The sequence below is a fragment of the Nitrosopumilaceae archaeon genome (assembly GCA_035631875.1).
In the GTDB taxonomy this organism is placed as follows: domain Archaea; phylum Thermoproteota; class Nitrososphaeria; order Nitrososphaerales; family Nitrosopumilaceae; genus TA-20.
Window position 1 is genome coordinate 179887 of sequence record DASQHX010000010.1, and the last position, 12699, is coordinate 192585.

Below are 12699 nucleotides of genomic sequence, written 5' to 3' on the forward strand. Positions count from 1 at the left end.
ATGTGGTCCATAATTTCCGTACTAGTAGAGAATAAACCAGGAGTCTTGTTTAAAGTGACAAATCTTTTCAGATCAAGAAATTACAACATAGATAGCATTTCAGTAGGTATAACTGAAAATCCAGAATTCTCCAGAATGACGATCACTACGTCTGCTGATGAAAAACAACTCAATCAAATAATAAAACAGCTTGACAAATTGATCGATACTGTTGAGGTAAAACGCTTAGAAGAGAAGATGAGTGTATATAGAGAACTAGTACTCATGAAGATCAAAGTAAGTAAGCCGTCAGACAGCATGGAAATAATGAATCTTGCAAATGCTTTCAAATGCCAAGTTCATGATGTGAGAAAGACCTCAATCATAATAGAGATAACTGCTACACCAGACAGAATTAATGCATTTGAGGATCTAGTGCGAGGGTATGGAATTTTAGAAATCGCAAGAACTGGAATATGTGCACTTTCAAGAGGTGGTGTCAATGAAGATTAGAATTTTTGATACAACACTAAGAGATGGTGAACAAACACCTGGAGTAGCTCTAACACCAGAACAGAAACTAGGTATTGCAGAAAAGCTAGATGCACTTGGTGTTGATGCTATAGAAGCTGGATTTCCAGTAATTTCCGATGGAGAAATGCAAGGTATCAAGTTGATATGTAATGCAAATTTTCGTGCAGAAATATGTGGTTTAGCAAGGACAGATAAAAAAGACATAGATGCAGCAGTTACAGCAGGTCTCAAATACATCCACACATTTATCGCAACATCAGACATACATCTCAAGTACAAACTAAAACTATCACGAGATCAAGCATTGGCAAAAGCAATAGAAGCTGTAGAATATGGAAAATCTCTTGGTTTGCAGGTAGAGTTCTCTGCTGAGGATGCAACAAGAACTGATAGAGACTTTCTTAAAAAAGTTTTCAAAGAAGTTGCAAATGCAGGTGCAGATAGAATAGACATACCAGACACGGTGGGATATTCCACTCCAGGATATATTGCAGAGATAACTAAAGATGCGATTGAAGCAACACATCTACCAATTAGTGTACATTGCCACAATGATTTTGGTCTTGCAGTTGCAAATGCAATTTCTTCAATACAAGTAGGTGCTCAATGTGCACATGTCACAATAAATGGAATAGGGGAAAGAGCAGGCAATGCATCTCTTGAAGAGTTGGTAATGTCACTTCAATGCTTACAATTTGATAAAAAATATGAGACAAACATTAACACAAAACTTCTCTATGAGACCTCAAGGTATGTCTCCAGCATAGTAGGAATTCACGTACAACCAAACAAAGCTATCGTTGGTGAAAACGCCTTTGGACACGAATCTGGAATACATACCCATGGCGTTTTGAGTAATCCATTGACCTATGAGCCAATTAGTCCAGAACTTGTAGGCAGAACAAGATGGTTCCAAGTAGGAAAACATGCAGGTGCTCATGGAGTTTCCGCAATGCTTGAAGAATATGGGATTCAACCAACAAGGGAACAAGCTCATGAAATTCTTGAGAGAGTAAAAAAACTTGGAGATCAAGGAAAACATGTCACTGATGTAGAATTGCTTTCAATAACAGGAGAAGTCATGCAAACACAAGGTCTAAAGAGACTAGTACATCTTACAGGATTTTCTGTCTCAACTGGTATGGGCAACATGCCATATGCATTTGTCAAATTAAACATAGAAGGAAAAGACTTTATCGGAACTGATTATGGTGTAGGTCCTGTAGACGCATCAATAAACGCAATTCAAAAAATAACTGGCGAGATAGCCAAAGTACGAATTAAAGATTACAAGTTAGATTCCATAGCTGGTGGCTCTGATGCACTTTGTGAAGTAACAATAAAGGTAGAAGATGCATATGGTAATCTTGCATCAGCAAAATCAATAGGAGAAGACATTGTAATTACTAGCGTACAAGCCATGATTGATGGCATAAACAGAATAATGCTCAAGAAAATTCTCAAGCAGAAAAATTTAGGAAAATAGATGCAATCAGGCTTAAAAAATACACTTAGAAATTTTAAGTTTTATACAATTTATTATCTGCCAAATAATTGAAGAAACATGTTTCTTAAACTATCTAGTCCCTCTCCCATCACATTATTATTGATTATTGTAAATGGTGTGATTTTTGCATATGGTACTTTATCAAATTCGCAAGATCAAATCATTTCCCACTATGGATTTGTTCCCGATAATTTATTTCGCTACAATCACCCTTTATCAGATGACATAATCAGATTATTTTCCTCAATGTTCATTCATGCAAATATTGCCCATATTGCATTCAACCTTTTGGCACTTGCATATTTGGGAGGCTTTGCAGAAAGATCAATTGGCATACCCAGATATCTCTTGATTTATTTATCAGCAGGAGTCTCAGGCGCATTGCTGCATGGAATTATTGCATCATTCATTTTGGGAAATGGTTCAAGTGTTTTGATTGGAGCGTCTGGAGCAATTTCAGGCATAATGGGAATTACAGCTGCACTTGGCGACATCAGAGGATATTACTGGCTTGCCATACAGATCCTATTTGCATTTGTCGGCTCGTTTGCGTCAATATCAATAGCGTTCATGGCACATGTTGGCGGGTTCATAGCTGGATTGCTATTGACAAAATTACTAATTGAGATAGAGCGTAAAAAAAGAAAGGGATACTGGAGCTATTCACAATAATTTTATGTTTTATCATCAACATAGAATTTTAGTCTGAACAAAAAGAAAGCATAATTTTATTTAACAAGCAAGGACAGTCATACCTGATGTATCAAATTGCTCTCATAACAGGAGATGGTATAGGACCGGAGATTTCGGAGTCTGTGATCAAAGTTTTAGAAACAGTAAATGACAAACTTGATTTAAAAATAAAAATAGAAAAACTTGAAGCTGGTGATAATGCATTAAAAAAAACAGGAAAAGCGTTACCTGAATCAACTTTAGAATCTGTTAAAAAATCAAACGCATGCTTGAAGGCTCCAGTAGGTGAAAGTGCCGCAGATGTAATCATAGTATTAAGAAGAATGTTAAACCTCTATGCAAACATCAGACCTGCAAAGTCATACCCTAACATGCCAGCGCTAAAGGACAACATAGACTTGGTCATAGTTAGGGAAAATACAGAGGACCTTTACACGGGCATGGAGTTTGATATTGGAAATACAGTAGTAGCTTTACGTACAATTTCAGAAGATGCGTCAAAACGTATAGCAAAATACGCATTTTTAATGGCAGATCAGCGAAACCAAAAAAGAAAGGTCACATGCGTTCACAAGTCCAATGTCATGAGAAAAACAGATGGTCTTTTTGCCAGATCTTGTAGTGAAATAGCGAAAGGCTTTCAGGATATACACTTTGAGCAGATGTATGTAGATGCATGTGCCATGAATCTCATTAGGCAGCCAGAAACGTTTGATGTAATTGTTACTACCAATTTGTTTGGCGATATTTTATCTGATGAGGCAGCTCAGGTGGTTGGAGGTTTAGGTATGGCGCCTGCAGCAAACATAGGAGATAATTTTGCATTATTTGAGCCTGTTCACGGAGCTGCATTTGATATTGCTGGAAAACAAGCTGCAAATCCATCTTCATTCATTCTTTCTGCAAAAATGATGTTTGAATGGCTCGGAATGAAAAACAATGATCAGAAATGTTTCACGGTAGCAAAAAAAATAGAATCAGCGGTATATGGTGTAGTACAAAAAGGATTAAAGACAAAGGATATTGGTGGCAATATTACAACTAGTGAATTTGCTAGGCATGTAATTTCAAACATTACTTAAGATCTGATTTTGGCGGCTCTAGTGACCAAAAAAACATTGCAAGACATACTGGAATCATAATCAGAACGGCGACACCAAACGAAACCCAATAAAACGTTGGATCAATACCAGGAATTAGCGGTATTGGAAATACAGTATATGCCCATACAAATGCTATAAATCCAAGAAGGATTTTGTTTCTTTTGAAAATCTTCCAACCAAGTTTTCTTTTTGTTATGTAACAACGTTTACATCTTGTCCTATCATCTGTCATACACGATGTACAACAACGTTTTTCACAAAAGTAGCATCTACGGTCTCCAAATTCAGAGCCACAGAAATCACACTGTTGCACGGATATTTTCACCAGAATAAGATTTATCTTTTTATGGAGAAAGTCTTTCTGGATCACGCGGATACAAGACAACTTCTCTAACATTATCTATTTTTGTAAGAACAGACATCAATCTATCAAGGCCTAGACCCCAACCTGAATGAGGCGGCATGCCCCAGTCAAATGCTCTCAGATGATCTGCAAATTGGTGAGGATTAAGCCCTTGTTCCTCAAGCCTTGATTTTAATTTTTTTGGATCATGTAATCTTGTACCGCCTGAAGAGAGTTCAAGATATCCGTACTGGAGGTCAAATGAACGAGACAGGGTGGGATCATCGTCTTTTTCATGTATGTAAAAGGGTTTTAGTTTCATGGGCCAATCAATTAAAAAGTAAAAGCCTGGATGTCTTTCTCCTAATGTACGTAGATGCGAATCCTGTAAATCATCTCCAATTTCAAGTTTTATTCCATCATTTGATAATTCTTCAATTGCTTTTTTGTATGTTAGGCGTTCAAATGGAGTAGAAGGCTTTTTGATTTCAATGCCAAGTATCTTTTGTTCTATGGTACAGTTCTTTTCTGTATAATCAAATACATTAGTTACAACTCGCTCTAAAATATCCATCACATCAAAATAATCCATAAATGCAGCTTCAATATCTACACTTGTAAATTCTGTAAGGTGTCTTACTGTATGTGATTTTTCAGCTCTATAATAAGATGCAATTTCAAAAACGCGTTCTAGACCTATTGTAAGTTGTTCCTTGTAAAGTTGTGGGCTCTGAGCAAGATATGCTTGTTTTTCAAAATATTTTAATGAGAAAAGATTTGCTCCTCCTTCACTCGCACTGCCAATTATTTTTGGAGTATTTACTTCAATGAAATGATTTTCTGTAAGTGTTTTTCTAATTGAGACAAGTGTATGATGTCTTAATTTAAAAATAGATGCAGTTTTTTGATTACGAAGATCAAGTGCTCTTGCGTTTAACCGGTTATCAATATTACTTTCTAGCCTTCCAATAGGATCTATTGGCAATGGATGTACAGCTAGTGTCAAGATGTCAACTTTTTCAGATTTAATTTCAAATGGGAAATCTCTGGCTTTTGATTGTTGAACAGTACCAGTTATCCTAACTACACTTTGTTTATTCAATTCCTTGGCTTGCTCTAGTGATTCATTTCCTACAAGAACAATTTGTGCAACACCTGTAACATCACGCAGAGTCAAGAATGTAAGTTTACCAAGCTCTCGTATGTCCTCTATCCAACCACCAACCATAACCTTTGTTCCTATCATAGAAGGTTCAAGGTGACCAATGTAATGAGTTCTTTTGAAATCCATGAGATTACTCTTATTTTCTCTCGAACTCTACTGCAAGTTCTATTCCACGTAGGTCTTTTGATATGGAGACTACCTTATCTGTATCAATTGGAAATCTAGGTGTTCTTTTTCCAGATACAATCACTTTTGTTTTTTGAATACCGCCTGGAACCCAAACACGGTTAATAGCTAATATTTTGATTGGAAAGAATAGATCTTCAATGAATTTCTTATCAGATGCACTTTCTTCTACGAGCCATATCTTTCCTGGAAATTCGCCTTGTAGTAATCTATAAAGCTCTCTGCTTTGTCTTACCATCATAATATCGGAACTGCTTAAATACAAAACATAGTTGCCAGTTGATTCCTGACATGAATTAAGAGTAAATTTTTCAATTTGAGGTATTTTTTGTGAAAGATGTACCAGTTTGATTGCTGCTTCCACATCTGTTTTAGTTAATTTCCCCGAATCTAGTTTTGACTCACATTGCGGACAAAGAATACCATTCATGGCATCAAAAGTACAAATTGGCGTTCTCAAGTAAATCGGTTTTTTAACTTACTAAAACTAGAATATAACCCCTTCTTCCAAAACCCACATTTAGATCATTGATCTAAAATGATCGATGCATTACATTTCTGTAACTGGTCTTAAAACACAATACAAAACACATACAGGGATTATTCATGCAGTAGATGACGTAAGTTTTTTTTTAGAAAATGGTGAATCTATTGGAATTGCTGGCGAAAGTGCATGTGGAAAGAGTACCCTTGGACTTTCCATAATGAGATCACTTCAAGGTGGCAGAGTGGTTTTAGGGGACATATTATTTGAAGGCAAATCCATAATTAAAATACCAGAATCAGAATTTACAAAAAAATATCGGTGGAAAGAAATTGCCATGATATTTCAGGGAGCCATGAATTCGTTAGATCCCGTGTTCACAATAGAACAACAATTACATGAAATTTTAAAGCAGCATAAATATCCAGGTGACTTTAATGTGAAATCTTCTGAAACCCTAATCTCTGTTGGCCTCAATAATTCTATATTAAAAAAATTTCCTCACGAGCTTAGTGGAGGCATGAAACAAAGGATTGTCATTGCAATGGCGCTTCTTTTAAATCCAAAATTTGTAATTGCTGATGAACCAACAACTGCCTTAGATGTGCTCGTACAAGCACAGATTATCAATCTACTCAAAAAACTGAAAAAAAATGGAATGAGCATTATGTTAATCACACATGACTTGGCAATAATATCTGAAATTGCTGAAAAAATTGGGGTAATGTATGGCGGCAAGATGGTAGAGTTTGGCAATTCATCGGAAATTTACAAAAATCCAAGACATCCATACACACAAGGCCTACTTGAATCCATACCATCACTGAAAGAAAATAAAAAGCCAAAATTCATCCGTGGAAATCCTCCTAGTTTGATAAATTCTTCGGAAGGATGTAGATTTTATGAAAGATGTCCACACGCAATGGAAAAATGTAAAAAGGAACCACCTAAAATTAAAACAGACTCTGGGTATGTTTTGTGTTGGCTCTATGAATAATTTTATGGGAATATTTGTTCTAGCAACTCATAACAAAACGCAGTATTCAATTGTTAATATTATTTAATAATTTTAAAAAATCACTACGGTGCGTATTGTGTGTAATTTGCGCCTGTACCGATATTACATGTTGATGGATGTGCAGCATCATAGCAACCAGCTATTTTTTGATTTATTACATCCATGCCTTGTGCAATCAACACATTTCTGTCTCGTGCATTCTCATCAGTTGTTGAAACTTGATCTATACCAACATAATGTGAACCAGATGCTACATTCATTTCATCAAGTAGTGCTATTGCTCTTGCTTCAGAATCTGCCAAAGTTTTTTCAATATATGCTTGTCTATCTCTTCCATTCTCATCAGTTGAAACACTTGTTAAGCTAGCATAGTTTGTAGTCAAACTTGCCAATTGAGCTGCCAAATCAGTATTTTGTTGTTCCAGTGTTGCTATCCCTTGTTGTATCAACACATTTCTGTTTCGTGCATTCTCATCAGTTGTTGAAACTTGATCTATACCAACATAGTGTGGACTTAGACTTGCTAATGCTAGCGCTATTTTGTAATTGTTTTTATCCATTTGTGCCATTGACAGTGCAATCTGAGTATTTCTATCCATGTGTACCGTCTCATCAGTAGAAGTGCTTGTTAGACCTGCATAACCTGTAGAAAATTTGTCTAAGCCTAAAACATGAATCTCGCTAAAGATTGTCATACCCTTTGCTTGTGAATATATTTGACCGTTTGCAATGTTTACATTTCTATCAACTAACACAGTTTCATCAGTTGTAGTACTTGTTGAACCAGCATAGTTAGTACTTTGATCTAATGGCAATACATGAGTATCAGAATATTTCTGTAGTGCCCTTGCAGCTCCAATAGCTGCATTCTGTTGAATGGTACTTTGGCTATCATCAGCAGATGCCAAATTGACAAGGTATTGACCGCTAAATCCAAACATTACAATAATCATTAAACCGGCTAGTATCTTTTTTTGCACGATTTCTATCATATTTCATGGGTTTTAAAACCTTGCGATAATGAGATTTTGACGATAATGATCGCTTGATATAATTCGAATTTCTTAATATCATATTGGAAGAGATTCTTTCAGTACAAAATCTAACCAAGTACTTTACAAATAAAGGAATTTTTTCTTCCTCAAAAATAGTTAAGGCTGTTGATGGAATATCCTTTTCTTTAAAAAAAGGCGAAGTCCTCGTTTTAGCAGGAGAATCAGGATCAGGTAAAACTACCATCTCTAGACTAATCCTTAGAGCAATAGAACCAGATTCTGGTACAATCTTTTTTGATGGTGTAGAGGTTACTAGAGAAAGTAGAAACCTGGACAAGCTAAGAAAGCAGTGTCAAATAATATATCAGGATCCTTATGCAGCTATAAACCCCAGGATGAAGGTTTCTGAGATCATTATGGAGCCACTACAAATTCATAAAATAGGAACCACATCAGAAAGAAAGAAAATTGTATTAGATGTACTCCATGAAGTCAGACTTGAACCTGCTGAGATAATTTATGAAAAATATCCACATATGCTTTCTGGCGGTCAAAGACAAAGAATAGTTCTTGCGAGAGCCCTAGTTACAAAGCCAGAGGTAATCATTGCAGACGAGCCAGTATCAATGTTAGATGTTTCCGTAAGAGCTGAAATTCTAGAGTTGATGAGAGAGATTCAGGAAAAACATGGAATTTCATATATTTACATCACACATGATTTATCCACAGCGCGTTATCTAGGTCAAAGAATTGCCATCATGTATCTTGGGAAAATTGTAGAATCAGGGCCAATTAATGAGGTGCTTTTTCATCCAAAACACCCATACACGCAGGCACTCACAGATGCCATATCAGAGCCCAATCCAGACAATCTTTACCAAGATAAAAAAATTAGAATCAATGAACCTGTAGATATTGACGTCTATGAAGGTTGTCGATTTCGTTCAAGATGTCCTTATGTCATTGAAAAATGCAAAGATGAGCCTCCGCTTGATCAAGTAGAGAAAGATAGATTTGCAGCATGTTTTGTAAAAATAAATTAATTGGCAACTTGTTGCGTGTTTGAAATCTTGTGCGAAACTACTTGTGAAGCGGCATTCTTTGAGAACACACCATAAATTAGACTTGCTTTTTGCACAGTGGAATCCTTTAATGAAACCATAATCATCTGGCTTCCTTTAGCACGTTCTTCAAGTATTTTTGAAAGTCGTTCTGTATTTAGTGCATCAAGATGAGCATCCACTTCATCAAGTAGATAAAATGGCGATGGCTTTAGTGTCTGTAATGCTAAAAGGAATGTTATTGCTGCAAGTGTTTTTTCACCACCACTGATTGATGTAGATTCTCTTTTTTGTTTATTGGGGAACTGTACTAGAAATGACAATCCAGAAGCAAATATATCGTCTTCATTTTGTATTTCAAGCCAGGCGTTTCCTCCTGTCATTTTATTAAAAACTTCTCTAATATCTTTGTCTACTTTGTCATATGATTCCAAAAATGTTTGTCTCTTATTTTTATCAACTTCTTCAATGAATTTGACAATAGAGTTTCTTTCCTCTTCAAGTTCATTTTTACGAGTGGACATTGAACGATATCCATCCGAAATTTCAAGGTATGTTTCTGGAGCTTTAGTATTAAGAGAACCACTTAGTGCTTTTCTTTCTGATTCTAGTGCTGCAAATATTTGATCAACGTCAAAGGTTTCCAAGATTTCGTGGTATCCAAACGAGGAAAGAGTATCACGTATCTTAACTTCATTTTCAGTAAGATCTCCGATATCGCGTGAAAGAGAGTCGGATTGTCTTTCAAAATTGTTAATTTCCTTTGTAACTGCCTTTTCACCATCATACAAATCCTTTAGCTTTGCATCATATTCTTTGAGTGCAGAAACTGATGTTCCAGCAGTTGATATTAGCTGTTGTTCTTTCTCCCTTAGCGATACCAGTACGAGATCCACTTTTTCCTTTTCTTTTACCAGTGACCGTGACTCTACTTCAAGATCATATTTTTCATGATTAAGTGTAGATTGTTCCTGAGAAAGTAATCTGGTATTTGATTTAAATCCAGTTTCCTCGTTTGTTAATATGGTAATCTGAGATGTTTGTTCTCTGAATTGGGCAGATATGGAATTCAGAGTGCCTAGAAGGGTAGATTTTTTTTCATTTAATGCCGTAAGCGTAGATGCAATTTGTGCCTGCTCTTCCTCAGCATAGTTTTCTTGTGTCATCAAAACTCGTTCTTCTAAAGAAGCAATATAAGATTCAAGTTTTGCCGCGTTTGTTTTCAGATTTTCTTCATGTCTTTTAAGCTGTGAAATTCTTGATGTGAGGTGTTCTTCGGATGAAGAGATTGATTTTAGTTTCGCTTTAGCATCAGTAAAGCTAAGATCAACGTTTGCCAGTCCTGTATCAGAAGCATTATACCTATTATCTAGGCTTTTTGTTATCCTTTCAATTTTTTTAAGCTGAGTTTTTTTGTCTTGAATAAATTTTTTTAAAAGATCTAATGATTGAACTAAACCATCAACGGAGGTACTTAGAAGAATGATTTTGGTAAGATTAGAAATTTTCGAGTGAATATCAACTACGATGGCATTTGCATCTGCTTCAAAGAATTGCCCGTCAACAGTTACTGCTCTAAATCCTTTTTTAGATAGAACGTATGCTGATTCGTCTGAATTTACTAGAATAATATTTCCAAAAATAAAATTCTTCAAAGCTACAAGTTTTTCGTCACATTGTATGTAATCAGATAACACACCAACTATACCTTGTTCTTGCGGTAACGAGATTTTCGAATTTGGAATAGCATCTAGTGGTATAATACGTATTTTTGGGAGCTTCTTTTCTTGTGCAAATTCAGCAAGACCAAGTAAGGTAGGAAAGTCGTTTACAACAAGCGCCTTTAACCAATCAGAACCTACTGCAAGTATTGGTCTTTCAAATTGTTTGTCCCATGAAAGCATCTCATAAACAAGACCTTGTATTCCCAATCTTTTAGAATCTTCTTTGAGTTTTGCAATAGAATAATCCTCATGCATGACTTCTTTGACAACTCTAATTTTTGCTTCATATTGTGCAGTTGCTTTACTTGCTTTTTCTAAAATTAATGTCGTATCCTCAACATCTTTTTCAATTTTTGCTTTTCTTTCAGACATGTTTGCCAGCCTTGATTTTAATTCTTTTATGGTTGCTTCATGTCCAGCTCGAATTATTTTTAATTTCTGTTCAAGATTTAATAGATTTTCCTTTTGTACTAATAATGATTTTATTGTTGTTGAGTTTTGTTGTATTTTATTTACAACATCATTTCTTTCTTGTTCTGTTTTTGAAAGTGAAAGTTTTGCATCATGAAGAGAATTTTTAATATTTTTTATTCTTTCATCTACTTTGAGTTTGTTTGTTGCTGCTTGTGATTGTTGCTTTAATACATGACTAATTTCAGAGTCAACAGATGAAAGATCTGTGTTTGCAGTTTTTTTGGTATCATTAATTGAGTTTATTGATTCTTTTAGTTGTTGAATCTGTACTTCAAGCTGGGATCTTTTTTCATGCAAAGTACTTAATTCTGATTCAATTTCAGGAAGACGTAAATCTATTTGGCCTAATCGTCTGGTGTTAGTCACAATCTTACTGTTTGCTGCCTCTGATTGATGCATAGCTGTACTGAGTTCTGAATCTATTGCGGCCTTGGCAACATTGTAGGCATTTACTTCTTCCATGAATTTTTGTTTTTCTTCTTCTAGCTTCTTAATTTCATCTTTTAGTTGACTGCGCTGTTCATCTAGTTTTTTTGTTTCAGATTGAATTGCATTCAAGTTTCTTTCTTTAGAGATTTTTTGAGATTCAATATCTTTTAATTTATTAGAAGCTTGGATAGCGTGAAACCTTTTGAGTTCCCGTTCCAAAAGATCATATCTTAGTTGATGATTCCTTTCTTCTTCAAGTTCATCTATGCGTTTTTTTATCTCATCCATTCTAGCAAGTGCAATTTCTAATCGTCTGTCTGCTTCATCTAATTGTTTTAACGCTTCAGTCTTTTTTTCATCAAAATATGCTAAACCAATAATATCCTCAATTATCTTACGTCGTTCTTCAGCATTAAATTCTGAAATTCTGGTAATCGTTCCCTGTTGAACTATGTTCAATTTGTGAATACCTGCGTTTGCAACTTCCAATATGTCAAGAACATGATTTCGTTGCATCTTTTTTTGATTAAGATAGTAAATATTCTCTCCTGCCTCGTCCATCTCTCTTGTTATAGTGACAGTGTTTGAATCAACTGGGATCTTCCTGTCAGTATTATCAAAGTGACAACTCACACGTGCTATTTTTGCACCATGACGACTTCCATCAACATCATGAAGTAACGAACGTAATTTGTCAACTCTCATTATCTTTGGAGCATTCTCACCTAGTGCAAAGGATATAGCGTCCAGTATGTTGCTCTTGCCAGAGCCGTTAGCCCCAGAAATTGCCACAAGGCCAGGTTCAAGGTTAATTATCGTATTCTTATAGCCAAATGATTTGAAGCCAAAGATCTCTAGCTTACGAATATGTACCAATGTTCTCGGTGCTCAGATATGTGAAATAACAGAATATTGACAAGTTTCCTTGACTATGCTAACAACTATTATCGCATGAAAAAATATTGGTTTATGCAGTAAAAAATTTCGTTTTCAATGATATAAGA

The 12699-nt window shown here is 35.4% G+C and carries 11 protein-coding genes; 6 read left to right on the forward strand and 5 right to left on the reverse strand.

Features of this window, described 5'->3' with window-relative positions; all coding sequences use genetic code 11:
* From ilvN to VEU72_06015, 4 genes are all read left to right on the forward strand, one after another.
* On the forward strand, window positions 1–492 hold the full coding sequence (gene ilvN, locus VEU72_06000) for an acetolactate synthase small subunit (protein HYL66687.1): 492 nt from the start codon (window positions 1–3) through the stop codon (window positions 490–492).
* Window positions 482–1999 carry a 2-isopropylmalate synthase gene (locus VEU72_06005; protein ID HYL66688.1) on the forward strand — a complete coding sequence of 506 codons (1518 nt, stop codon included), beginning with the start codon at window positions 482–484 and terminating at the stop codon, window positions 1997–1999. Before ilvN ends, VEU72_06005 begins: the two co-directional genes overlap by 11 nt.
* A 78-nt stretch (window positions 2000–2077) precedes the next feature.
* Window positions 2078–2692 carry a rhomboid family intramembrane serine protease gene (locus tag VEU72_06010; GenBank protein ID HYL66689.1) on the forward strand — a complete coding sequence of 205 codons (615 nt, stop codon included), beginning with the start codon at window positions 2078–2080 and terminating at the stop codon, window positions 2690–2692.
* A gap of 86 nt (window positions 2693–2778) precedes the next feature.
* Window positions 2779–3795 (forward strand): isocitrate/isopropylmalate dehydrogenase family protein, encoded by a 1017-nt coding sequence (locus VEU72_06015; protein ID HYL66690.1) that lies wholly within the window; start codon window positions 2779–2781, stop codon window positions 3793–3795.
* On the opposite strand, the gene VEU72_06020 is transcribed toward VEU72_06015, so the two are convergent.
* The 3 genes from VEU72_06020 to VEU72_06030 all read right to left on the reverse strand — a co-directional run bounded on the left by VEU72_06020 (window position 3788) and on the right by VEU72_06030 (window position 5970).
* Window positions 3788–4048: a hypothetical protein gene (locus VEU72_06020; GenBank protein HYL66691.1), complete on the reverse strand. Its 261-nt coding sequence runs from the start codon at window positions 4046–4048 to the stop codon at window positions 3788–3790. The genes VEU72_06015 and VEU72_06020 overlap by 8 nt on opposite strands.
* Window positions 4049–4160: 112 nt before the next feature.
* Entirely contained in the window at window positions 4161–5450 is a 1290-nt protein-coding gene (gene aspS / locus VEU72_06025; GenBank protein HYL66692.1) for an aspartate--tRNA(Asn) ligase, read from the reverse strand.
* Window positions 5451–5460: 10 nt separating this feature from the next.
* A complete protein-coding gene (locus VEU72_06030; GenBank protein HYL66693.1) occupies window positions 5461–5970 on the reverse strand; it encodes a transcription elongation factor NusA in 510 nt (169 codons plus the stop codon).
* Between the two features lie 85 nt (window positions 5971–6055).
* Here VEU72_06030 and VEU72_06035 point away from each other — a divergent pair, with 85 nt between their 5' ends.
* Window positions 6056–6991 (forward strand): ABC transporter ATP-binding protein, encoded by a 936-nt coding sequence (locus VEU72_06035; protein HYL66694.1) that lies wholly within the window; start codon window positions 6056–6058, stop codon window positions 6989–6991.
* Window positions 6992–7074: 83 nt separating this feature from the next.
* Here the strand turns inward: VEU72_06035 and VEU72_06040 are convergent, their stop codons facing one another.
* Window positions 7075–7992: a hypothetical protein gene (locus VEU72_06040; GenBank protein ID HYL66695.1), complete on the reverse strand. Its 918-nt coding sequence runs from the start codon at window positions 7990–7992 to the stop codon at window positions 7075–7077.
* 95 nt (window positions 7993–8087) lie between these two features.
* Here VEU72_06040 and VEU72_06045 point away from each other — a divergent pair, with 95 nt between their 5' ends.
* Window positions 8088–9050 (forward strand): ABC transporter ATP-binding protein, encoded by a 963-nt coding sequence (locus VEU72_06045; protein ID HYL66696.1) that lies wholly within the window; start codon window positions 8088–8090, stop codon window positions 9048–9050.
* Here the strand turns inward: VEU72_06045 and VEU72_06050 are convergent.
* Entirely contained in the window at window positions 9047–12571 is a 3525-nt protein-coding gene (locus VEU72_06050) for a chromosome segregation SMC family protein (GenBank protein HYL66697.1), read from the reverse strand. The two genes, VEU72_06045 and VEU72_06050, sit on opposite strands and share 4 nt — an antisense overlap.
* Between the last annotated feature and the right edge of the window lie 128 nt (window positions 12572–12699).

Excerpts from the sequence above, each read along its gene's own strand:
- ilvN (HYL66687.1), top strand. The coding sequence starts at position 1 with ATGTGGTCCATAATTTCCGTACTAGTAGAGAATAAACCAGGAGTCTTG.
- VEU72_06005 (HYL66688.1), top strand. The coding sequence starts at position 482 with ATGAAGATTAGAATTTTTGATACAACACTAAGAGATGGTGAACAAACA.
- VEU72_06010 (HYL66689.1), top strand. The coding sequence starts at position 2,078 with ATGTTTCTTAAACTATCTAGTCCCTCTCCCATCACATTATTATTGATT.
- VEU72_06015 (HYL66690.1), top strand. The coding sequence starts at position 2,779 with ATGTATCAAATTGCTCTCATAACAGGAGATGGTATAGGACCGGAGATT.
- VEU72_06020 (HYL66691.1), bottom strand. The coding sequence starts at position 4,048 with ATGACAGATGATAGGACAAGATGTAAACGTTGTTACATAACAAAAAGA.
- aspS (HYL66692.1), bottom strand. The coding sequence starts at position 5,450 with ATGGATTTCAAAAGAACTCATTACATTGGTCACCTTGAACCTTCTATG.
- VEU72_06035 (HYL66694.1), top strand. The coding sequence starts at position 6,056 with ATGCATTACATTTCTGTAACTGGTCTTAAAACACAATACAAAACACAT.